22 protein-coding genes and 1 other annotated feature (1 of these 23 running past the window's edge) are annotated in these 21,739 nt (G+C 48.0%); of the genes, 5 read left to right on the plus strand and 17 right to left on the minus strand.

Features of this window, described 5'->3' with window-relative positions; genetic code table 11:
• Positions 1–75, minus strand: a binding site (T-box leader); it reaches 158 nt to the left of the window's first position.
• Between the two features lie 55 nt (positions 76–130).
• Positions 131–1,849, minus strand: a complete 1,719-nt coding sequence (acsA, locus tag AADZ70_RS09450; RefSeq protein ID WP_342008032.1) for an acetate--CoA ligase — start codon at positions 1,847–1,849, stop codon at positions 131–133.
• 158 nt (positions 1,850–2,007) lie between these two features.
• Here acsA and AADZ70_RS09455 point away from each other — a divergent pair, with 158 nt between their 5' ends.
• From AADZ70_RS09455 to AADZ70_RS09465, 3 genes are read left to right on the plus strand one after another with little or no spacing between them, the layout of a single operon-like run.
• A complete protein-coding gene (locus AADZ70_RS09455; RefSeq protein WP_045926814.1) occupies positions 2,008–2,640 on the plus strand; it encodes a GNAT family N-acetyltransferase in 633 nt (210 codons plus the stop codon).
• 24 nt (positions 2,641–2,664) lie between these two features.
• Positions 2,665–3,309: an acetoin utilization AcuB family protein gene (locus AADZ70_RS09460; protein WP_342006947.1), complete on the plus strand. Its 645-nt coding sequence runs from the start codon at positions 2,665–2,667 to the stop codon at positions 3,307–3,309.
• Positions 3,306–4,472, plus strand: coding sequence for an acetoin utilization protein AcuC (locus AADZ70_RS09465; RefSeq protein WP_016938550.1), 1,167 nt, complete (start codon positions 3,306–3,308; stop codon positions 4,470–4,472). The genes AADZ70_RS09460 and AADZ70_RS09465 overlap by 4 nt, the downstream gene beginning before the upstream one ends.
• An 11-nt stretch (positions 4,473–4,483) precedes the next feature.
• On the opposite strand, the gene motS is transcribed toward AADZ70_RS09465, so the two are convergent.
• The 12 genes from motS to AADZ70_RS09525 all read right to left on the minus strand — a co-directional run bounded on the left by motS (position 4,484) and on the right by AADZ70_RS09525 (position 16,086).
• Positions 4,484–5,173, minus strand: coding sequence for a flagellar motor protein MotS (gene motS, locus AADZ70_RS09470; protein ID WP_049627187.1), 690 nt, complete (start codon positions 5,171–5,173; stop codon positions 4,484–4,486).
• Positions 5,163–5,978 carry a flagellar motor protein MotP gene (gene motP / locus AADZ70_RS09475; RefSeq protein WP_016938548.1) on the minus strand — a complete coding sequence of 272 codons (816 nt, stop codon included), beginning with the start codon at positions 5,976–5,978 and terminating at the stop codon, positions 5,163–5,165. The genes motS and motP overlap by 11 nt, the downstream gene beginning before the upstream one ends.
• A gap of 68 nt (positions 5,979–6,046) precedes the next feature.
• Positions 6,047–7,051 (minus strand): catabolite control protein A, encoded by a 1,005-nt coding sequence (gene ccpA / locus AADZ70_RS09480; protein WP_342006948.1) that lies wholly within the window; start codon positions 7,049–7,051, stop codon positions 6,047–6,049.
• A gap of 278 nt (positions 7,052–7,329) precedes the next feature.
• Complete coding sequence (locus tag AADZ70_RS09485; protein ID WP_016938546.1) at positions 7,330–8,406, minus strand: bifunctional 3-deoxy-7-phosphoheptulonate synthase/chorismate mutase; 1,077 nt, start codon at positions 8,404–8,406, stop codon at positions 7,330–7,332.
• Positions 8,407–8,640: 234 nt separating this feature from the next.
• The gene (ytxJ, locus tag AADZ70_RS09490; RefSeq protein WP_064777628.1) at positions 8,641–8,967 is read right to left on the minus strand and encodes a bacillithiol system redox-active protein YtxJ; all 327 of its coding nucleotides are present in this window, start codon (positions 8,965–8,967) and stop codon (positions 8,641–8,643) included.
• A gap of 25 nt (positions 8,968–8,992) precedes the next feature.
• Complete coding sequence (locus tag AADZ70_RS09495) at positions 8,993–9,406, minus strand: YtxH domain-containing protein (RefSeq protein WP_016938544.1); 414 nt, start codon at positions 9,404–9,406, stop codon at positions 8,993–8,995.
• Positions 9,407–9,438: 32 nt separating this feature from the next.
• Positions 9,439–9,861, minus strand: coding sequence for a DUF948 domain-containing protein (locus tag AADZ70_RS09500; protein WP_016938543.1), 423 nt, complete (start codon positions 9,859–9,861; stop codon positions 9,439–9,441).
• Positions 9,862–10,018: 157 nt separating this feature from the next.
• The gene (murC, locus tag AADZ70_RS09505) at positions 10,019–11,317 is read right to left on the minus strand and encodes a UDP-N-acetylmuramate--L-alanine ligase (protein WP_016938542.1); all 1,299 of its coding nucleotides are present in this window, start codon (positions 11,315–11,317) and stop codon (positions 10,019–10,021) included.
• A gap of 238 nt (positions 11,318–11,555) precedes the next feature.
• The gene (locus AADZ70_RS09510; protein WP_342006949.1) at positions 11,556–14,150 is read right to left on the minus strand and encodes a DNA translocase FtsK; all 2,595 of its coding nucleotides are present in this window, start codon (positions 14,148–14,150) and stop codon (positions 11,556–11,558) included.
• Positions 14,151–14,317: 167 nt separating this feature from the next.
• Positions 14,318–14,923, minus strand: a complete 606-nt coding sequence (gene ytpR, locus AADZ70_RS09515; protein ID WP_016938540.1) for a YtpR family tRNA-binding protein — start codon at positions 14,921–14,923, stop codon at positions 14,318–14,320.
• A gap of 14 nt (positions 14,924–14,937) precedes the next feature.
• Positions 14,938–15,747 carry a DUF1444 domain-containing protein gene (locus AADZ70_RS09520; protein ID WP_016938539.1) on the minus strand — a complete coding sequence of 270 codons (810 nt, stop codon included), beginning with the start codon at positions 15,745–15,747 and terminating at the stop codon, positions 14,938–14,940.
• 15 nt (positions 15,748–15,762) lie between these two features.
• On the minus strand, positions 15,763–16,086 hold the full coding sequence (locus AADZ70_RS09525; protein ID WP_003152373.1) for a thioredoxin family protein: 324 nt from the start codon (positions 16,084–16,086) through the stop codon (positions 15,763–15,765).
• A gap of 197 nt (positions 16,087–16,283) precedes the next feature.
• On the opposite strand from AADZ70_RS09525, the gene AADZ70_RS09530 reads away from it, so the two are divergent.
• Positions 16,284–16,730, plus strand: coding sequence for a YtoQ family protein (locus AADZ70_RS09530; RefSeq protein WP_016938538.1), 447 nt, complete (start codon positions 16,284–16,286; stop codon positions 16,728–16,730).
• Between the two features lie 32 nt (positions 16,731–16,762).
• On the opposite strand, the gene AADZ70_RS09535 is transcribed toward AADZ70_RS09530, so the two are convergent.
• Entirely contained in the window at positions 16,763–17,836 is a 1,074-nt protein-coding gene (locus AADZ70_RS09535) for a M42 family metallopeptidase (RefSeq protein ID WP_065982098.1), read from the minus strand.
• A gap of 158 nt (positions 17,837–17,994) precedes the next feature.
• Between AADZ70_RS09535 and AADZ70_RS09540 the strand changes: the two genes are divergently transcribed.
• Complete coding sequence (locus AADZ70_RS09540) at positions 17,995–18,312, plus strand: PepSY domain-containing protein (protein WP_049627194.1); 318 nt, start codon at positions 17,995–17,997, stop codon at positions 18,310–18,312.
• Positions 18,313–18,367: 55 nt separating this feature from the next.
• Here the strand turns inward: AADZ70_RS09540 and AADZ70_RS09545 are convergent, their stop codons facing one another.
• The 3 genes from AADZ70_RS09545 to trmB all read right to left on the minus strand — a co-directional run bounded on the left by AADZ70_RS09545 (position 18,368) and on the right by trmB (position 21,702).
• The gene (locus AADZ70_RS09545) at positions 18,368–20,065 is read right to left on the minus strand and encodes an NAD-dependent malic enzyme (protein WP_326352257.1); all 1,698 of its coding nucleotides are present in this window, start codon (positions 20,063–20,065) and stop codon (positions 18,368–18,370) included.
• A gap of 79 nt (positions 20,066–20,144) precedes the next feature.
• Entirely contained in the window at positions 20,145–20,990 is an 846-nt protein-coding gene (locus tag AADZ70_RS09550) for an MBL fold metallo-hydrolase (RefSeq protein ID WP_342006950.1), read from the minus strand.
• A 58-nt stretch (positions 20,991–21,048) separates the two neighbouring features.
• Entirely contained in the window at positions 21,049–21,702 is a 654-nt protein-coding gene (gene trmB / locus AADZ70_RS09555; RefSeq protein ID WP_099744788.1) for a tRNA (guanosine(46)-N7)-methyltransferase TrmB, read from the minus strand.
• Positions 21,703–21,739: the final 37 nt, after the last annotated feature.

Below are 21,739 nucleotides of genomic sequence, written 5' to 3' on the forward strand. Positions count from 1 at the left end.
TATGTGCTGATTTTCACCGGCCATCAGCTCTCTGGAACAATCAGATATCCTACTTGTCTCAATCAAAACCTTTTCGTATGAAGCTTACTCATTTTTAACATAAATAAGATGTGATGTCAACGCCGTCTCTTTAATCTTCCATTGTGGACAGGTCGCCTGCCGGCAGGTTCAGCTCCCACGCCTTCAGCACACGTCTCATGATTTTTCCGCTCCGTGTTTTCGGAAGTTTATCTTTGAATTCAATTTCCCGAGGTGCGGCATGGGCGGCAAGCCCTTGTTTTACAAAGAGGCGAATGTCCTCCTTCAGCTGATCGGATGGCTCATGCCCTTCTCTGAGCGCGATAAATGCTTTAATAATTTCTCCCCGGACAGGATCCGGCTTTCCGATGACACCGGCTTCAGCAATCGCCGGATGTTCAACAAGTTTGCTTTCGACTTCAAACGGGCCGACGCGCTCGCCGGATGTCATAATGACGTCATCGACTCTGCCTTGGAACCAAAAATAACCGTCTTCATCCATATAAGCTGAATCTCCGGAAACATACCAGCCGCCCGGCATGAAATAAGATTCATATTTTTCTTTGTTATTCCAAATGGAATCCATCATGGACGGCCAGCCCTTTTTAATGGCGAGGTTCCCCATTCGGTACGGCGGAAGCTCATTCCCTTGGTTATCAACGATCGCCGCTTCCACTCCCGGAATGGGTTTCCCCATTGAACCCGGCTTGATCTCCATGCACGGATAATTGCAGATAAGCTGCCCGCCTGTTTCCGTCATCCACCACGTATCGTGAATGCGCTTGCCGAATACTTTATGTCCCCACTTAATGACCTCCGGGTTTAAAGGTTCTCCGACACTCAGGATGTGACGAAGTGAAGTCAGATCAAATTTGGACGCCATTTCATCTCCGGCGCCCATAAGCATTCTGAAAGCCGTCGGAGCGCTGTACCATACGCTTACACCGAGCTTTTCAATCGTGCCGTACCAATTTTCCGGACTGAATCTGCCGCCGACGATCACATTCGCCGCTCCGTTCAGCCACGGCGCAAAAATCCCGTACACCGTCCCGGTCACCCAGCCCGGGTCCGCCGTGCACCAATATATATCGTCCTCTTTAAGATCAAGCACCCACTTGCCGGTCTGGTATTGCTGAATCATGGCTTCATGAACGTGAAGCACGCCTTTAGGCGTTCCTGTTGACCCTGATGTATAGTGAAGCAGGTAGCCGTCTCTTCTGTCCATCCATTCAATATCAAGTCTCGTGCTTTCTCCTTCAGCCGCTTTATCATAATGAATGATTTTATCTCCGGCTTCTTTGCTGCCGCCGACAATGAAGATATGCTTCAGGTCGGGCAGGCTGTCCGCCGGAATCCGTTCAGCCAGTTCAGGTGTTGTCACGACAACCTTGGCCTGACTGTTCAACAGGCGGTCTTTCACGGCGCCTTCCATAAATGCTTCAAATAAAGGGCCGGCAATCGCACCGATTTTAATTGCGCCGAGCATGATAAAATAAAGCTCCGGCGAACGCGGCATGAAAATGAAAACGCGGTCCCCTTTTTCAACGTTTCCATACCGTCTCAGCACATTTCCCGCCCGATTCGATTCCTCCATCATTTCTTTAAACGTGTATTTTTCTTCCCGGTTTGCGTCCTTGTAATACAGCGCTACTTTGTTTTTGCGAAATGATTCGGCATGACGGTCAATCGCTTCGTACGCGGCATTCAGCTTTCCGGTCTGATGCCAGGAAAACTCCGTCTCGACTTCTTTCCAATCGAAGCTGCGGTATGTTTCCTCATAATTTTGCAGATGATAATTCCCCTTTTCCGCTGGCAACGTTTTCAAATTCATGCAACATCCCCCTTTGCTTATCTATAGACTAATTATAGTAGATGTTCACAGTTTTCTCAATTTTTAAAATATAAATTACCGTACTATTGAAAACGCTTTATATTTTGTTATGCTTAAAGGAGATGTGTTTTTATTAAGAACCGACAGGCGGTGAATCAGTGAAACATCATAAAACGTACCATTCTTCATCTATTCAGACAGCAGCCGGCCCTCTTTTGGTAGAAGGGCCCGTTCCTCCAGAGAACTTAGCACAGTATGAGTTTCATGAAGGCCTGACAGCCTTTCGCCTTCCTCATGAACAGCACAAAGCGTTAGTCGAAATAGCCGGGCTTCCCGAAGGGCGGATCATCATCGCCAGGGACGGAGAGACGATTATCGGCTATGTGACGTATTTATATCCTGATCCGCTTGAACGGTGGTCTGACGGAAATATGGAAGATCTCCTTGAACTCGGGGCGATCGAGGTCGCTCCCGGCTACAGAGGCTGTTCTGTCGGAAAAACTTTGCTGACTGTCAGCATGATGGATGAACAGATGGAACGGTACATCATCATGACGACAGAATATTACTGGCATTGGGATTTAAAAGGGATGAAAAAAGACGTGTGGGAGTACAGAAAGATCATGGAAAAGATGATGAATGCCGGAGGTCTTGTCTGGTTTGCAACGGATGAACCGGAAATCAGCTCTCATCCGGCCAATTGTCTGATGGCCCGCATCGGCAGGCACGTCAGTCAGGAGTCAATTGAACAGTTCGACAGACTTCGTTTTTATCAGCGATTTATGTATTGACTGACATACAAAGGGGATAAAAAGATGATTGCAGAACAAATCATGAAACGGGACGTCATCACCGTCACAAAAAACGACTCCATAGAAACAGCCGTACATAAAATGAAGGCATATCATATCCGCCATCTCCCTGTCATCGACGAAGAACTGCACGTTAGCGGCATCGTCACAGACAGAGACATTAAACAGGCAGGCCCGGGCAGCTTTAAACAAGAAGACCGCGTCGTGTTTCTGACAAACAAAGTGGAAACCATTATGAAACGGAATGTCATCTGCGCCCATCCGCTTGATTTCGTAGAGGAAATATCGGCTTCTTTCTATGAGCATGGCATCGGATGTCTGCCGATTACGGTAAATCATAAGCTGACGGGCATTTTAACCAAAACCGATGTACTCCGGACCTTTGTCAGCCTGACAGGCGCAGCCCAGCCGGGATCACAGGTGGAAATTTTGGTGACGGATATGACCAAAAGCCTTGCTGATCTCAGCTGCATGTGCCGCGATCTTCAGCTGCAAATCTTGAGCGTGCTCGTTTACCCCCATGATTCCGCCGGGGCAAATATACTCGTCTTCCGGGTGAAGACGATGAATCCGCTCCCTTTTATCCGCAGCGTTCATGAAGCCGGGTATAATGTCTTGTGGCCGAAACAATTGAGGGATCAGTCATGAGAGACAGCGTTTTTGTTTACTCGCCTTCTTATCAGACGTATCAATTTCACCAGGATCACCCGTTCAATCAGCAGCGCGTGCTTTTGACATACGAGCTGCTTCAGGCGGCGGACGCGTTTGAAGAGGGAGATATCGCCGCTCCGCGCATGGCTTCTAAAGAAGAGCTGGCACTCGTTCATACAGAGGATTACATACAGGCGGTTGAACTAGCGGGGGCGGGCCGGCTCCCTGCCGCAGAAGGAGAAAGCTACGGGCTCGGAACGGAAGACACCCCCGTTTTTGCCGGCATGCATGAAGCTGCGTCGCTTCTGGTGGGCGGCACCTTAACAGCGGCTGATTATGTCATGACGGGACAGGCGAGGCATGCCTGCAATTTAGGCGGGGGCCTTCACCACGGCTTCCGCGGCAGGGCATCGGGCTTTTGTATTTATAATGACAGCGCCGTGGCCATCCAATACATTCAGAAAAACTACGGGGCAAAAGTGTTATACATTGATACCGACGCTCATCACGGCGACGGCGTTCAATTTACGTTTTACGACAGGTCAGATGTCTGCACAGTTTCATTTCACGAAACCGGGCGTTATTTATTTCCCGGGACGGGACAAGTGCTGGAAAAAGGAAGCGGGCAAGGCTACGGCTATTCTTTTAACATTCCGCTGGACGCTTTCACAGAGGACGATTCCTTTCTTCACGCTTACAAAACGGCCGCTTCAGAAATCGCGGCTTTTTTTAAGCCGGATGTAATCCTGACCCAGAACGGAGCGGACGCCCATTATTACGACCCATTGACACACCTGTCCACTACCATCTCCATTTATCAGGAAATCCCCCGGCTCGCTCACTCATTAGCCCATCAACATTGCAGCGGCAGATGGATCGCGGTCGGCGGAGGCGGATACGATATTTGGCGAGTGGTTCCTAGAGCATGGAGCCGTATATGGCTTGAGATGAAAGGGATTGATCCCGGGGAGCGCATACCGCAGGAGTGGATTCATAAATGGCAGAAACACTCGCCCTATACCCTGCCCGCGTTTTGGAGTGACCCTGAACAATTATATCCTCCGATTCCCCGAAAAGAAGAAATATCAGAAAAAAACGCCCAAACCGTGGAAAAAGCGCTTTTTGCCATCCGGTCTGAACAGCGGTATAAAACAAAATAAAAAAACGACCCTTACGAGGAGGTCGTTTTTTTTATGACAATTTCCACACGGCGGTTTTCATTCATATGACCGGGGCTTTTGTTGTCCTTCACAGGTTTCGTATCCGCGTATCCGACTGAAATAAACCGTTTGGCGGAAAAGTCTTCTTTCGCGGTAAAATACCGGATCACACTCGCCGCTCTTGCAGACGACAGCTCCCAGTTCGACGGGAATTGATAGGTGGAAATCCGGCGGCTGTCCGTATGGCCTTCCACTTGAATGTCATTCGGAATTGTTTTCAAAAGCACTGCGATCTGATGCAGGACTGGCTCGGCGTTTTTCAGCACATCCGCTTTCCCTGTCTGAAACAGAACGGCCTCCTGCAGCACAAGAACCACTCCGCGCTCATCGCGCTTCGCCGTTAATTTGGAACTCAAATGGTGCGATTTTATGTATGTTTTCACGTTCTGCAGCAGCAAATCCTGTTCTTTATTTTCGTTTGCTTTGTCTGATGACGCCGGTTCACCCCCGCTGCCGTCTGTATGAATCGATGAAACGGCTGATTGAAATTTTTCCGCGTCTATTTGCGACATCGAAAAAAGCAATATAAAGAACACAAGAATGAGCGTGATCAAGTCAGCGAACGTTACCATCCATCTTGGTGAACCGCCGGAATTTTCCGGTTTGTTTCTTCTTTCAAAACGCTCTCTTCTAAGCTTCATGGACAGCGCCCTTTTTCTTGTTCGCAGGCTGCTCTTTACGCCAGTCTTCTCTTGAGCTGAAAACGACGAGCTGACTTTCGAGGTTGCGGGGATTTTTTCCCGATTGGATGCCGACAACCCCTTCGATCATAACTTGTTTGATGAAAATTTCACTTTCCGTTTTTTCTTCAAGCTTTGCCGCGATAGGGATAAACACGAGATTGGCAAGCAGCGCGCCGTACAGCGTCGTCAATAGCGCAACAGCCATGTTCGGCCCGAGGGTATGCGGGTCATTTAAATTTTTAAGCATGAGCACGAGTCCGACAAGCGTCCCGATCATTCCCCAGGCGGGCGCGAAATCACCGGCTTTTTCAAAAACGCGCCTTCCTTTTCTGTGTCGTTCTTCCATCGCGGCGATCTCAGAATCCATCACCAGCCGGATCGTTTCTTCATCCCAGCCGTCAATCGCAAGCAAAAGCCCTTTTTTCAAAAACGGATCCTTGATCTCGCGCGCCCGGTCCTCCAGAGACAGAAGCCCCTGTCTTCGCGCCTGCTCCGCAAGGCTGACGAATACTCTGACAAGGTCCTTTACATTGTCATCCTGACGGGAAAATACCTGTTTTAAAACAGAAGGGGTTTTCTTTAAATCGCGAGGCGGAAAGCTGATAAAGACCGCCGCGGCAAGGCCGCCTGTGACGATTAAAAAAGAAGTCAGATCTAAAAATGAACTGATTCCCGCAAGTCCCGTTCCTGAGAGAATTCCGATTGCGACAATAATACATCCTAACATAAATCCAACGGGTGTCAGATAATCAAAACGTTTCATATCTTCTCCTTACTCAAGTAAAAAAGCAAGATTCCACTCCTCAGAGTGAAGCTTGCTTTTCCGTTTTTTTATGACTTTGTTGATTGTCTTAATTCGATGCGGTGAGGCAGCTCAACGATATGCTCTTCAACCGGCTCTTTGTTCATCAGTTTTGTCAAAAGCCTCATCGCCACGGCTCCGATATCGTAAGTAGGCTGCACGACTGTGGAAAGCTGAGGGCGGACCATCAGGCTCAATCTCGTATTGTCAAAACCGATAATATCAAGATCGTCAGGAATCGACAGACCTTGATCCTGAGCCGCATGAATAATGCCGAGCGCCATTTCATCCGTTGCAGAAAGGATTGCCGTCGGCTTCCGCTCAAGGCCCATTAAGCTTTGAAGCGCCTCCATTCCGGAATCATAGGTGTAATCGCCTTCCGCTACGAACTGCTCATTAAACGGGATGCCCGCTTCTTCAAGCGCCCGTCTGTACCCTTGCAGTTTTTTCGAGCGGTTGATCGGCTCTGCCATCGGTCCGGAGACAAATGCGATATCGTGATGCCCTTTCTCAACGAAAAGCTTAACGGCATCATAAATCGCCTGTTCATAATCAATGGCGACAGAAGGCGTCTCTGCCTGTTCTTCCACTGATGCCGCCAATACGATCGGCACAGGAGAGCGCTTAAATTCTTCGACATGCTCGTCCGTAATGTTGCCGCCCATAAATACGATACCGTCCACTTGTTTGCCGAGCATCGTGTTTAACAGGTGCAGTTCCTTCTCGAGGTTTTGGTCCGAGTTGCTTAAAATAATATTATATTTGTACATCGTCGCGATATCTTCAATTCCCCGGGCAAGTTCCGAGTAGAAAATGCTTGAGATATCAGGGATGATGACGCCGACCGTTGTCGTTTTTTTGCTTGCCAGTCCTCTTGCCACCGCGTTCGGGCGGTAGCCGAGCCGGTCAATGGCTTCCAATACTTTTTTTCTGGTCGTCGGTTTTACATTCGGATTGCCGTTTACGACGCGGGAAACAGTCGCCATGCTGACATTTGCTTCTCTGGCCACATCGTATATCGTAATGTTGCTCACTGAAACCACTCCTTTTACTGGATACACTTATCCTTATCTATAGCATAAACACTTTATGTAAAGAAATGTCGTGCGTTTTCGCATTCTGTCGTTTATGGTTGTAAGCGTAAGTCAGTAGTGTACATTATTTTTCATTATTCATCAAATTTAAATACTTCTCATGAAATTATACACGTTTTTCCCAGTGATGAAAACGTTCACTTCCATTTTATAATTAAATAAAATGAAGAAACGAAAAAGGGCCGCACGAGGCGGCCCTTAAAGAACGGAACACTTTATTATGCTTTTACTTTCACCATCGGCTTTAATTCGTTCAGCCATTTCTCGAATTCAGGTATATCCATCTGCTGCGCAGAGTCTGAAAGGGCAACGGAAGGATCAGGGTGAACTTCGGCCATCACGCCGTCAGCGCCGATCGCAAGCGCCGCTTTTGCTGTCGGAAGCAGGAGATCGCGGCGGCCTGTTGAATGTGTGACGTCAACAAACACCGGCAAGTGAGTTTCCTGTTTCAAAATCGGCACGGCAGAAATGTCAAGCGTGTTTCTCGTTGCTGTTTCGTACGTTCTGATTCCGCGCTCACAAAGAATGATTTGGTCATTTCCTTGTGACATGATGTATTCAGCTGCATTGATGAATTCTGAAATCGTTGCGGCAAGACCGCGTTTTAACAATACCGGCTTTTTAACCGAACCGGCGGCTTTCAGCAATTCAAAGTTTTGCATGTTACGTGCGCCGATCTGAATGACGTCAATGTAATCAATCGCTTGCTCAATGTGGGCAGGCGTAACGATTTCACTGATCACCGCGAGGTCATATTCATCAGCGACGCGTTTGAGGATTTGCAGGCCTTCTACGCCGAGACCTTGGAAATCATACGGGCTTGTGCGGGGTTTGAACGCACCTCCGCGCAGGATTTTAATGCCTTGTTTTTTCGCAGCGGCCGCTACTTCCGCAACCTGCTCATAGCTTTCTACGGCACAAGGACCGACGATGAATCTCTGATCGCCGTCACCGACTTTTTCGCCTTTAATGTCAACGATCGTATCTTCTGCTTTTTTCTTCCGGGAGACGAGCAACGCTTTGCTGTGATCCTCTTCTTGAAGCTCAAGGCCGGCTTTGAAAATTTCTTTGAAAATATGCTGGATTGTTGAGTTTTCAAACGGGCCGTCATTGCTTTCAATAATGCGGTTAAGCATTGTACGCTCTCTGACGGGGTCAAATCGGTTGACACCCTGTGCTTCTTTGGCTTTACCGATTTCTTTTACAACGGCTCCGCGTTCATTGATTAATTTAAGGATTTGTAAGTTTAGTGCGTCTGCCTGCTGTCTTAGGCTCTCTAATTCCTTGTTGCTCATCTTTTTCATCCCTTCTATGCTATGTTTTATTTTAATGGTTAACATGCATCTTACTATAGTTATGCGAAAATAGGAATATGAAACAATAAATTTTTTCACATTTTACTTTATTACCGAAACGCTTTTAAGCTTTTATGCATTGAAGTAACGTATATTGATATCCTACATGATATGGCTGAAATGATCAATAGTTTTTTTCAAAAAAAACCGCCGGTATCATCGGCGGTCAGTAAATTATGAAAGGTGCTGCTCTATTGCGTTTTTTGTGATTTTGGAATGAGACGCGTGCCATTTCACTTCGCCGTTTGTAATGACGAATACTTGCGGGCTTTCATGTTTCACGCCGTATGTCTCGGCAATATAGTTTGAAAGCGGCCGGCTGTCCTGCACCTGCAGGTAATAAGAAGGCACTTCTGAATGCTCCGATGCAAAGGCGTCAAACTCCTGAAACGCCGCTTGGCTGATCGGGCAGGTTGTGCTGTGTTTCAAAAACACGAACGTGCTTTCTTTCTCAGCGGCATTTTTGAACTCTTCTTCTGACGATATCAGCTGCTTTGTCATGTCTGTTATCTCTCCTTATTGAAGATCAGCGATTTGCCTGACCGGCTTTTTCCCCTGCATCTTCCGCTTCGGCTTTGATACTTTGGGCCGTGTCCTGCATTTCGCTTCTCGTCTCTTCGGCTTTCTCGGTTAGTGTGCTCTTAGAACGGTCTTTTAAATCCTTCACTTTATTCATAATCTGGCCTGACTGATCAGCTACCAGCTGGGTGATGTTAGATGTTTTGTCCTTGGCGATGCTGACATATTGAGAGCCTTTTTCTTTCGCGTCGGCCGTCATTCTGTCCGTCCTATCTTTCAATGCAGAAGCCTGGCTGCCGAGATCGTCGCGCAGCTCCTTGCCTGATTTAGGCGCCAAAAACAATGCCGTTGTCGCGCCGATAATTCCCCCGATCAGCGTTCCGATTAAAAAATCCTTACTATTGATTCCATCTTTGCTCATTATGATTCCTCCTTAGTGGATTTTTCTTATGATTAAAGCGATGTTTTTTTCTTTTGCTTCCACTTGTCCCATATTTCCATAGCGGCCTGGCTCCAGGTGACAACCTGACTGATCTTATCCTGGTTCTCTCTGACAGAGGCCGAAACGGAACCGGCTGCCTGCTTTATGGATGTATTAAACTGCTGGACGGAAGTTCCCACTTCCTGCACAGCATGGACAACCGTATTTAATTTCTCTGATTTTTCCTGAATGTCTTCCGCGAGACGGTTTGTCTTATGTAACAGCTCAGTTGTCTCTGCGGTAATGCCCTTCATCTGCCCTTCAAGGCCGTCTAAAGTCGACGCTACGTTTGTTAAGGTCATCTGCACGGACTTTAATGTTTTTGACAGATAAATGACGAGGATGAGAAATGCTACGGCAATGAGTGCGACGCTTAAGTAAAGAATGATAATCATCTAATACCTCCTTATTGCAGGATATAATGGTATATACCCAATTATTAAAATGATAAACATATATGAAAGGGGCTGTATGTATACTATTTCTCCGTTTATCGGTAAATCCCTTTGCAGCACGCGCAAAAAAGCAGTGAGAGCCCCACTGCTTTTTTTGTTACGCTATGACGTTTTCATAGGCCCTCATATATTTTTGAATGTCTCCGGCGCCCATAAAGATCAGCACTGCGTCTTTATGCGCTTTTAACACGGATGTGTCATTCTCTTCAATGAGTTCTGCGTTATCGATTTTTTCCTGCAGATCCGTGATGGTGAGTTTGCCGACGTTCTCGCGGGCAGAGCCGAAAATGTCGCACAGATACACACGATCGGCCGCGCTCAAGCTTTCTGCAAATTCATCAAGGAATGATTGCGTCCGTGTAAACGTATGCGGCTGGAATACCGCGATGATTTCACGTTCTGGATATTTTTGGCGCGCCGCCTCAATGGTGACTTTAATTTCAGTCGGATGGTGGGCGTAGTCGTCTATCAGCACCTGGCTGCCGATCACTTTTTCATTGAATCTGCGTTTGACGCCGCCGAATGATTCAAGTCCGCGCTTAATCATGTTCACGTCTATCTCTTCATAGTGGCAGAGCGCAATGACCGCTAATGAATTGAGGACATTGTGATGGCCGTATGCCGGGATGTAGAACGTATCGTAAAACGTATTGCGGACAAAGACGTCAAATGTCGTGCCTTCCGTATTTTTTACGATGTTTCTCGCTTGAAAATCGTTTTCTTCTCCCGTGCCGTAATAAACGACAGGCACATTGGCGTGAATTTTCGGCAGATACTCGTCATCACCGCAGGCAATGATGCCTTTGTTGACTTGAAGCGCCATGTTTTGGAAAGCATCAAACACATCGTCAATGTTGGCGAAATAATCAGGGTGATCAAAATCAATATTCGTCATGATCGCATAATCAGGCTGATAGCTTAAGAAATGACGGCGGTACTCGCAGGCTTCAAATACAAAGTATTCGCTGCTTTCATTTCCTCTGCCCGTCCCGTCTCCGATAAGAAACGAAGTCGGCTTCGCCTGCTGCATCACGTGTGCCAAGAGACCCGTAGTGGACGTCTTGCCGTGTGCGCCCGTAACCGCGACACTTGTATATTTTTTCATATATTCAGCTAAAAATTTATGATATCTGATAACAGGAATTCCTTCAGCGAGCGCCTTTGCGATTTCCGGATGAGAATCAGGGAATGCGTTTCCGGCGATTACCGTTAAGCCCGGTTTGATGTTATCGGGGCTGAACGGATAGATCGGGATATTTCTTTTTTCAAGGGCAGCCTGAGTAAAAATCTGCTTCTCGATATCCGATCCCTGCACCTGATACCCTGTATCATGCAGGATTTGAGCAAGCGGGCTCATACCTGTCCCTTTTATTCCAACAAAATGATAAACAGTCATAATCGTACCTCCAACAAACGTCTATCTGTTCCCCAGTATATGACGCTCATTTCATTTTGCGACCGCCGCGGGCAAAAGCCCGCACAGCGGCGCTTCCATTTATTTTTACGTTATCGTCAGTATCTGTAACTTTCTTTTTGATTAAACCTGCCGCATGATATTTCAGCGCGTGACAGTGATGCTGTTTGATGGTCCATCCATTATCATACCATGTTTGTGAGAAAAATGAACGATATTCTTATTCTTGAGTAATGTCAGCAGCCGTAATCAGCACTTCGCGGGGTTTGCTGCCCTTTGCTTCTGAGATCATGCCTTCAGCTTCCATCATGTCAATCAGCCTCGCCGCACGGTTATAGCCGATCCTGAACCTTCTTTGAAGGCTGGAGGTGCTGGCGCTGTTTTGCTCCACGACAAATTGGCACGCCTCAGGAAAAAGCTCGTCCTCTTCCTTGAGGGCGGTTCCCTGCCTGATCAGTTCTTCCTGTTCAAACAAATAAGAAGGCGGGAGCTGCTTTCTGACATGAGAGACGACGCGGTCGATCTCGCTGTCTGACACAAAGTTGCCCTGCAGACGCACCGGTTTTCCGGTACCGTTTTCCCAGTAAAGCATGTCGCCTTTTCCGAGCAGCTTTTCCGCCCCCGCCATGTCGATAATCGTTCTGGAATCGACCTGACTTGAGACGGAGAATGCGATCCTCGTCGGGATGTTCGCCTTGATCATGCCGGTAATGACATCGACAGACGGACGCTGTGTCGCGACGAGGAGATGAATGCCGCAGGCTCTCGCTTTCTGCGCGATTCTGGCAATGCTTTCTTCCACATCGTTCGGCGCGACCATCATTAAATCGGCAAGCTCATCAATAACGACTACGAGGTACGGGAGCTTTTCGCCTGTCTTATGCTCGGCCGTTAATTCATTAAAGCGGCCGATATCTCTCACACCTGAATGGGCAAACAGTTCATATCGCCGTTCCATCTCTTCCACAACCCATTTTAACGCCGCGGTTGCGGCTTTGGCGTCCGTGATGACGGGGCTGACTAAATGCGGAATTTGGTTATAAGGCGCAAGCTCGACCATTTTCGGATCAATCAAAAGCATTTTGACATCGCTCGGATCTGCCTTATAAAGCAGACTGACCAAAATGGTATTGATGCAGACGCTTTTTCCCGATCCTGTCGCACCCGCAATCAAGCCGTGCGGCATTTTTTTCAAATCAATGACGACCGGGTTGCCAGAAATATCGACACCGAGCGCGGCTGTAAGCGGAGACGGATTCGTCCTGAAAGCGGCGCTTCTGATCATCTGCCGTAAATCAACGACCTTGCTTACGCGGTTCGGAACTTCAATGCCGATCGTGTTTTTGCCGGGGATCGGCGCCTCAATCCGAATATCCTTGGCAGATAAACTCAGCTTTATATCATCTGCTAAGTTTGTAATTTTGTTTACTTTCACTCCCGGCTCAGGATGCACTTCAAATCTTGTGACGGACGGGCCTTGTGTGACATGAACGACTTGGGCGCGCACATTAAAGTTTTTCAGCGTGACGTTTAAAAGCTCGCGCTGTTCTTCAATCCATGATTGGTCGTCATGTCTCTGCGCCGGCGGTACGTCCAGAAGCGACAGATTCGGGAAAACATAGCCCGCTCCGCCCTCTGGCGCCTTCGTCTGCTTGTGTTTATCGCTTTTGAGCATCATGACGTTAAACGGAACACTGCGCTCTTTCGGCCGCTCCGCCGTTTTTACGGGCTGTTCGTAATTCTTCGTTTTTTCTTCGGCAGGCGGGGCCGGGGCTTCGGCCGGATCGATGACTGCAGATTCAGGCTCCGGTTCAGAATGCTGAGGGGCTTCGTTGAACTCAGGCTGTTCATCTGCTTTTTGTTCCGCGTCAGCCTCAGGCGATTCAGACTGCGGCTGAACTTCCTCTTCATTCCCCGGTTCTGAGTATGTATATACCGGTTCCCCAGCGGTTTCAAAAGCTTGAGCGGCTTCCGTCTCAGACTGCTGATACTCCTCCTGCTGCGGCGCTTGTTCTTCCGTGTGTTCAGACGGCCGGGACGCTTCATACTCAGTCTCATTTAAAGGCTGCGGCTCGGTTTGTTCCAGCTCTTGTTGATCTGTATAGCCGGCAGGTTCCGTGCTTTCCGGCTGCTGCAGGTCTTTAGCCTGGCGCGGTTCTGATGCACTGTACACTTGCTCTTTTGCATTCTCAGCCTCAGTGTGCGGCTGCTCTTTTTGGGCGGCCTGGAATTCTTCCGTTTCTTGTTTCACAGACGGTTCCGGCCGGGTGTCCGTCTGTTTTGTCATGCCGGATGCTGTGAATGCGGGCTCTTTTTCCGTTTCCTGACCGGACTTTGGCGGAACAAATTGCTCCTCTGACAGCAATGTCACGCTCTCTTCACGCTGTTTTTGCGGATTAGGCGTTTTTTTAATGCTGTGCTGAGATTGAAAACCGTAGACCGGTGAAGGAATGGAGGACGGTTTAAAGGGCTTTTTCACCGGCTCCGGCTCTTCATATGTATGCTGCTTCCGCTCCCGCTCCGTATGCTCCGTCGCGGCGGCATATCCCCGGGACGGCTGGCGGCGGCGTTCATGCCTTTCCTGCTGTCTTTGTTCCGTTCGCTTATAGCCGTCCGGAACGACAGGAAAGCGGAAATTCCCTTTCGGATATTCGTAATATATTTTAGGATCTTCCATGCGCGTTAATTTGCCTTCTGGCTGATCCGGTATCTGCTGTTTCGGGATTTGGGCATGTGTGTTCGGTTCATGTTCATGTTCATGCTCTTCTTCTTTTTCACCTAAAAATAAGTCAAAAAATTTATTCAGCCAACTCATGTTTAATCACTCTCTAACTCCCTTATTAGTAGTCTGGGACGATATTTAGTATACCACTGCCGGGCGGCTCAGAAAAGATTAAGCTCCCAACTGAAGAAAGCCGTTAAGCAGGCCTGCTTAACAGCTTTCTCTCACATCATTCGATTCTGTGCACTTATTTATGGGAGTTAGAATTGAAATGCTTCGCCGGCCTCGCGGCTGTCTTCAAGAACGAGAATGCCTTTTTCCGACGGTGCATCCGGCAAAGCGAGTTCTTTCGCGGAACAGATCATGCCGCTTGACGGAACGCCTCTTAATTCAGCGTCTTTAATGACAAGTCCGCTCGGCATCACTGCGCCGACTTTAGCAACGACGACTTTTTGTCCTTTGTCTACGTTCGGCGCGCCGCAAACGATTTGAAGGGTTTCCTCTCCCACATTCACTTGGCAGATATTCAGTTTATCCGCATTCGGATGTTTTTCTTTCGATTCAACATGACCGACAACAAATTTCGGAGAAAGGTCAACTGTCAGCGTTTCTGAAACGCCGTTTCTGTTCAGTATTTCATTCACGTCCTGAACGAATGTCTCAGACAAAGCGACAGGGCCGTTGTCCTCAATCTGTAAATAAGAAGATACGTTAAAAATATTAAAGCCCGTCGTTTCTTTTGTTTCTTTGTTAAAGATTCTGACGACATCGCCTTCTCTTTCATAGCCGATTTCTTCACGTGCTGCATCTTTAAGAGAGATCAGAAGCGTATCTCCCACACCTTCTTTATTGTAAAAAGCGTTCATAAGAAAAATCCTTTCTAATCCTTTTTCGGCCGGCTTTTCGCCATGATAAACACAGGTTCCAGTCTGCCTTCATTATAGAGAAATGAAAGGGCCGTAATCGGCACCGTGCCGCTTGCAAAGAAGCTCATGGACATTTGCCCTAAAATATCATAACCCGATTCATTTCGAATGTCAGCAAGTATTAATACATCCTGATGCGGGACAGAAATCGCTAATTCGCCTTCAGCGGCCTGTTTGTATTCATGAAGAATCGAATCATTGAGAATCCGGCTGGCGTCATAGCCGTCATTCGCTCTGAAAAAATAAAAATAATTGCCCGCAACCGTATCCTGTTTCACGACCGAAGGGAGCGAGCGGAGATTGAATGATGCCGTTTCCCTGATCCGTTCTTTTGTCCAGTTTTCTTTCTCAAGCATCCGGCTGTCAATTAAGCGGTACGTCTTGCCGAGGTCAAGAGCGTAGTAGATTCTGGTTTCGGCGGTATGGTCATCATACACGAGCGGAATGCCGTCGCCCGTTTGATCAGGAAATGACGTGGAGCGGATCACCGGATAAATTCCGGCTTCCTTTCCGGACATCTCCTGTCCGCTTCCTCCCATCGCCTCCATCGCTTCTGACACATAGTAGACGATCTCGTCGATCGCTTCTTCTTTTTTCGTCTCCCACTTGGCGATGATCGGCGGAAGTTCTAATGTGATGCCTTTTTTGGTCGTTTGATCCTCAACACGGAGGGTGTCTTTTTCTCTGTCAAAAAAGAAGGATCTGTTCTCGTGCTGCAGGCGCTGTTTTAATAGATCCGACAGCTTCCTCGACGTCATCTTCAAAGCCCGTGGCCTCCTTTATGCTTTAGCAAGGGAATCGGTTAAAAATTGCTCGATTTCTTCTTTTGTTTTGCGGTCTTTGCTGACGAAGCGGTTTACTTCTTTTCCTCCGTTAAATACCACAAAACTCGGAATGCCGTAGATTTCCCATTCCGCACATGTATCGATAAATTGATCACGGTCTACGTAGTAATAAGTGAATTCAGGAAAGTCCGCTTCCAGCTCAGGGAGAAACGGCTCCACAAAGCGGCAGTCCGGGCACCAATCCGCTGAAAACATAAATACCGCCCAATCGTCCTGTACCGCTTTTTGCAATTCTTCCGTGCTTTCAATCTTTTTCATTGTCATTCCTCCATCTGGATTTTGAGTTTTTTTGTATGCTGATGTTTATCCAATTGGATCATACCAGACTGTTTACAGCAAGACCAACTATATGCAATATCATTATCATATTTCATTTGCATTATCAAGCAAGTTTCGTTTACCATTTTGCTTATAGCCGTACGAAAATCTGAATATGGAATAAGGAGGAGCAAAAGATGCAGTTTGTCGTATATTTAGCCGGTGAAATCCACAGCGATTGGCGGAACGAGATCAAGAACAAAGCAAAAGCGCTGCACCTGCCGATTACGTTTGTCGGACCGATGGAAAACCATGAGCGCTCAGACAATATCGGAGAAGAGATTATGGGCGAGCAGCCTGATTCTGTTTTAAAGGACGCCAGAGCTTCTGATATCAACAATTTCCGTACAGAGGTGCTGATGGAAAAAGCCGATTTTGTGATCGCCCTGTTTGGCGAGAAATATAAACAGTGGAATACCGCAATGGATGCTTCTTATGCCATCGCAAAAGGCAAGCCGCTCATTCTGATCCGTCCGAAAGAGCTGCACCATCCGCTGAAAGAGCTTTCCGGCAAAGCGAATATTACGGTGGAAACCGTCAATCAAGCGATGAAAGCACTCTCTTATTTATTTGAAACAGAATAAGCAGGCCGCCTTATGCGGGCCTGCTTATTTTTTCACACATTTTCTCTGATCGTTTCAACCGTCTGCTTGTCACTTGCCATGACCAGCTTAATGAGCATTTCTTTCGCCGCGGCATAATCATCGACATGGATGATGGCGGCATTTGTATGAATGTATCTTGAACAAATGCCGATGACGGCTGACGGAACCCCGCTGTTTGATATGTGAACCCGCCCGGCATCCGTTCCTCCGCCGGAAGCGAAATATTGATAAGGGATATTGTGCGTTTCCGCCATATCAAGGACGAACTCTCTCATCCCGCGGTGCATGACCGTCGTTCTGTCGAGTATGCGGAGCAGCACTCCCTCACCGAGACGGCCGAACAGCTCCTTATCGCCGCTCATATCATTTGCCGGGCTTGCATCAAGCGCGAAGAAGAGATCAGGCTGAATCATGTTGGCCGCTGTCTGCGCCCCTCTCAGGCCGACTTCCTCCTGAACGGTGGCCCCGGCGTACAGGTTGTTCGGCAGCTCTTTTCCGTGCAGCTCTTTTAATAATTCAATGCTTAATCCGCATCCGTAGCGGTTATCCCACGCTTTGGACAATATTTTCTTCTCGTTGGCCATCGGAGTGAACGGGCATACCGGCACGACCTGCTGACCCGGTCTGATCCCCATTCTGACCGCGTCCTCTCTGTCATCTGCACCGATATCAATCATCATATTTTTGATCTCCATCGGCTTTGCGCGCTGGGCATCCGTTAAAATGTGGGGCGGGATGCTTGAGATGACGCCGATGACAGGTCCGTTATCCGTCTGAACCTCGACGCGCTGGGCCAGAAGCACTTGACTCCACCAGCCGCCGAGCGTCTGAAATCTCAGCATGCCGTTATCCGTAATCTGCGTTACCATAAATCCGACTTCATCCATATGGCCTGCTACCATAACAGTGGGCGCATCTTCAGCACCGCGCCTTACGCCGAAAACACTTCCGAGTCTGTCCTGCACGATGTCATCCGCATATTTCGCAAGTTCCCGTTTCATAAAGGAGCGGACCTGATGTTCATTTCCCGGTGCGCCGGGAAGCTGCGTCAGCGTCCGGAAAAGCGTTTTCGTTTCCTCATTCATATTTTCCCCTCATTTCTATGTAATGCTTTTATTTTATTAGAAAAACAACTGTTTTCCAAGCGGTCAGATTGAATGGGCTGCAAAACCGCCGCTTTACTTAACACCGTCTGGCATCTTCTGTATAATAAAAACTACGACATAATTGGAGGTGCTTCATATTGAAATTACGTCATTTTCTCTTAGGTGCAGGAGTCGGATTATTCGCTGCCATCGCAGTGAAAAAGTATGCGATGAAACCTTATATCTCTTCAGAAAAAGCGCTCCGTATCGTGAAAGCGGCTTTTAAACAGCGCGGACCGATAGACGGATCGTGGATTTACACAGAGCCTGAGCCTTACCAGGTAAACGGAGAAACCATCCAGGTATACAAAACCGGTGTGACACGTTCGGCTTTCGGCGAGCTGGAGCAATATGAAGTCATGGTCAATGCAAAAACAGGCCAGATTGTCGATGTCATTGATTCTGTCGCCTCATAATTCGGACAAGCAAAAAATAAAGCCCAAAACCATCAGCGTTTTGGGCTTTATTCGGTTACATCGGCCGAATCCGTTTGTATACAGGGTGCCACATCTCGTCTTGCACCGTTTGGATCAGATCCTCGGGCTCCGTTTCCGCTACACCGTCCTGGATGGCCGCTTTCGCTACGGCTACCGCTACAGTTGCCGATACCGTTCTGAGATCTTCCACTTTCGGGAGCATCGGCGCCCCTGGCTTGCCGACATCCACCATACCGGCGATGGCATTCGCGCAGGCGACGAACATATTGTCCGTAATGAGCTTTGCCTTTGTCACAATCGTGCCGAGTCCGAGTCCCGGGAATACGAGCGCGTTGTTCGCCTGGCCGATATGGTACGTCACGCCGTTATACTCAACAGGCGGGAACGGACTGCCCGTCGTGACAAGCGCGCGGCCCTCCGTCCATTTAATTAAGTCTTCCGGTTTTGCTTCTGATAATGTGGTCGGATTTGACATCGGCAAAATAGCGGGCCGTTTGACATGTGAGGCCATTTCTTTGACGATTTCTTCCGTAAATGCGCCTGATACAGTAGATGTGCCGATCAGAATCGTCGGCTTGGCCTGACGGACCGTCTCCGCCAGATCAATTGATCCGCCTTCACCGCTGCGGCTGTACTCTTTCACTTCATCGGCAGGCCGGGCGTACGGAACCTGAAAATCACGCAAGTCTTTCATGTCATCCGTTAACAGTCCGTTTCTGTCGATACACCAAAAGCGGCTGTATGATTCTTCTTCGCTTAATCCGGCATGCACCATTGCTTCACGCAGCTGCTCAGCAATTCCGATACCGGCCGTTCCCGCGCCGAAGACGACGACTTTATGTTCTTTTAAAGGCACTTTTGATGCTTTCGCGCAGGCTAAAACAGCTGCAAGCGACACCGCGCCCGTTCCTTGAATGTCATCGTTAAACGTACAGACTTTATCTTTATACCGTTTCAATATGCCGCGGGCGTTAGCCGTGCCGAAATCCTCCCAATGAAGCAGCGCATTCGGGAATGTTTCCCGGGCAAGCGAGACATACTCATCAATAAAACGGTCATATTTCTCGCCGCGCACTCTTGAATGCTGGTTTCCGACATAAAACGGATCATTTAAGAGGCTTTCCTGATTCGTCCCCGCGTCCAATACGACCGCAAGCACCCGTGACGGATCAATCCCGGCCGCTGCCGTATACACCGCAAGTTTTCCGACAGAAATGGCGATGCCGCCGACGCCCCAATCACCGATTCCCAGAATGCCCTCGGCATCTGTCGCAACGATTAAATCAATGTTTTCATTTTTTCCGAACTGCTGAAATGCGGCGCGCATTCCCTCAGGATCATCTATCGACAAATACAGACCGCGGGGTTTTCTGTACTCATGGCTGTAACGCTGGATCGCGGTGCCGACTGTCGGCGTATATACGATCGGCAGCATTTCGCCTAAATGATCATTTAACAGCCTGTAAAATAATGTTTCATTCCGGTCATGGAGAGCAGTTAAGTACACATTTTTGCTCAGCTCGTCAGGCTGCGAACTGAACTGTTCGTAAGCCCGCTTCACCTGCTCTTCGATTGTCAATACCTTCGGCGGCAGAAATCCCTCGAGTCCGAGTTCCTTTCTTTCCTCTTGTGTAAAGGCCACCCCTTTATTTAAAAAAGGAGTAGAAAGAACTTCTAATCCGCGCAGAGTTGTTTTGATTTCTCCATCTTTTGTCACTTGAAATTGATTCACCTGTCTCTTCCTTTCAAAGCAATTTGTCTTAGGTTTGCTTTTATTCCCGAAATTCATACAGGTAAATCATTTGATCCGCTTATTTTTTCTCCCGTTTGACAGACGCCGCCACTTCGCCGTCTTCGCCCCATTTTACGGCTCTGTAAATCGTGTCGTGATAGAAAATCAGCCAGGCGTCTTTCTCTGCCGCGAACGCCTGCCATTTTTGCTTTTGCGGAATGGAGGTCATCGGATAGTCATCATATGCCAGCACCCATAACGGATTTTTATGGGCGTTTGTCGGCATCAGGTCGGCAAAATGCACAGCCGTTTCCCCTCCGTCTTCTAACACAATGACACTGTGTCCGTCACTGTGGCCGCCGGCGTGGTGCATCGTAATGCCTTCTGTGAGCTCATACGCGTTCTCAAAGGTTTCGACCTGATCTTGTACAGCCTCCCAATTTTCTCTCCAGTATGTATTTTTCGATCTGATATTAGGGTTTTTCATTTCTTGCCACTCTGTCGCAGAAGTGATAATGCGGGCGTTCGGGAAAACAGAGACAAGCTCCTCTCCGCGGTATTCCGTCAGGCCGCATGCATGGTCAAAATGAAGATGGGTCATTGCCGCAATATGAATGTCTTCACAGGAAAGCCCGAGTTCACTCAGAGATTTTTTCAGATTGGATTCCTGCGTTACACCGTAATTCCTTTTCTGCTTATCGGAGAATTTCCCTCTGCCGATCCCCGCGTCAACCAATATATTCAGGCCGTTTTTTCTGATCAGAATCGGGTCTGTTCTTAATTCAATCTGGTTTTTGTCGTTTACAGGGTATTTTCTCGACCATAAAGGCTTCGGGACAACGCCGAACATCGCTCCTCCGTCCATATGCGTTACACCGCCGTCCAGCCATGTTAATGAAATATTGCCAATATTCAATGTCTCCATCTTGATCCCTCCTGATGTAATGGTAGCAAATGGAGGCATAAAAAAACAGACTCCCGCATCAGAGTCTGTCTTTTGTTCTCCATTCAACTTCAGCCCGGTAAATCGGCTGGCCGAGCGCGGAGAATTTTTCTTCGTATTCTGTCATAATATTGTCTTTCGGATCGCTGTTGTGCAGATCGAGACTGACTTCCTTCAGGAGCAGGCCGTATTCGGAAAAACTTTTCAAAGAGTATTCAAACAACCCGCGGTTATCGGTTTTGAAATGAATCTCACCCGTTTCGCCCATGACTTCTTCGTATTTTTTCAAGAACGCTTTAAAGGTTAAACGGCGTTTTTCGTGACGGTTTTTGGGCCAAGGGTCAGAAAAGTTTAAATATACGCGCTTGATTTCTCCCCGTTCAAATACGTCATTCAGTGTTTCCGCGTCTATATTTAACAAACGGACATTGTGAGCCCCGCTGTCCTTTACTTTTTGGACGGCAGTGACGATGACACTTTTAAACAGCTCAATTCCGATATAGTTGATATCCGGATTTTGCTTGGCCATTCCTGAAATGAACTGCCCTTTTCCCGTACCGACTTCAATATGGATCGGGTTGTCATTGCCAAAGACCGTGTTCCACCGCCCTTTATACTGAGCCGGATCACTGATGGCGATGTCAGCGTTTTCTGCCAGAAAATCATTCGCCCAAGGTTTATGGCGCATTCTCATATGATTGACACCTCTATCTATAATTTCGAGTAACAAC

The sequence above is a fragment of the Bacillus sp. YBsi01 genome, from assembly GCF_038406745.1.
Lineage (GTDB): Bacteria > Bacillota > Bacilli > Bacillales > Bacillaceae > Bacillus > Bacillus siamensis.

What these genes read in the sequence shown, in the direction of transcription:
- acsA (WP_342008032.1), bottom strand. Translation starts at nt 1,849, where the DNA reads ATGAATTTGAAAACGTTGCCAGCGGAAAAGGGGAATTATCATCTGCAA.
- AADZ70_RS09460 (WP_342006947.1), top strand. Translation starts at nt 2,665, where the DNA reads ATGATTGCAGAACAAATCATGAAACGGGACGTCATCACCGTCACAAAA.
- AADZ70_RS09465 (WP_016938550.1), top strand. Translation starts at nt 3,306, where the DNA reads ATGAGAGACAGCGTTTTTGTTTACTCGCCTTCTTATCAGACGTATCAA.
- motS (WP_049627187.1), bottom strand. Translation starts at nt 5,173, where the DNA reads ATGAAGCTTAGAAGAGAGCGTTTTGAAAGAAGAAACAAACCGGAAAAT.
- motP (WP_016938548.1), bottom strand. Translation starts at nt 5,978, where the DNA reads ATGAAACGTTTTGATTATCTGACACCCGTTGGATTTATGTTAGGATGT.
- AADZ70_RS09485 (WP_016938546.1), bottom strand. Translation starts at nt 8,406, where the DNA reads ATGAGCAACAAGGAATTAGAGAGCCTAAGACAGCAGGCAGACGCACTA.
- ytxJ (WP_064777628.1), bottom strand. Translation starts at nt 8,967, where the DNA reads ATGACAAAGCAGCTGATATCGTCAGAAGAAGAGTTCAAAAATGCCGCT.
- AADZ70_RS09495 (WP_016938544.1), bottom strand. Translation starts at nt 9,406, where the DNA reads ATGAGCAAAGATGGAATCAATAGTAAGGATTTTTTAATCGGAACGCTG.
- AADZ70_RS09500 (WP_016938543.1), bottom strand. Translation starts at nt 9,861, where the DNA reads ATGATTATCATTCTTTACTTAAGCGTCGCACTCATTGCCGTAGCATTT.
- murC (WP_016938542.1), bottom strand. Translation starts at nt 11,317, where the DNA reads ATGACTGTTTATCATTTTGTTGGAATAAAAGGGACAGGTATGAGCCCG.
- AADZ70_RS09510 (WP_342006949.1), bottom strand. Translation starts at nt 14,150, where the DNA reads ATGAGTTGGCTGAATAAATTTTTTGACTTATTTTTAGGTGAAAAAGAA.
- ytpR (WP_016938540.1), bottom strand. Translation starts at nt 14,923, where the DNA reads ATGAACGCTTTTTACAATAAAGAAGGTGTGGGAGATACGCTTCTGATC.
- AADZ70_RS09525 (WP_003152373.1), bottom strand. Translation starts at nt 16,086, where the DNA reads ATGAAAAAGATTGAAAGCACGGAAGAATTGCAAAAAGCGGTACAGGAC.
- AADZ70_RS09530 (WP_016938538.1), top strand. Translation starts at nt 16,284, where the DNA reads ATGCAGTTTGTCGTATATTTAGCCGGTGAAATCCACAGCGATTGGCGG.
- AADZ70_RS09535 (WP_065982098.1), bottom strand. Translation starts at nt 17,836, where the DNA reads ATGAATGAGGAAACGAAAACGCTTTTCCGGACGCTGACGCAGCTTCCC.
- AADZ70_RS09550 (WP_342006950.1), bottom strand. Translation starts at nt 20,990, where the DNA reads ATGGAGACATTGAATATTGGCAATATTTCATTAACATGGCTGGACGGC.
- trmB (WP_099744788.1), bottom strand. Translation starts at nt 21,702, where the DNA reads ATGAGAATGCGCCATAAACCTTGGGCGAATGATTTTCTGGCAGAAAAC.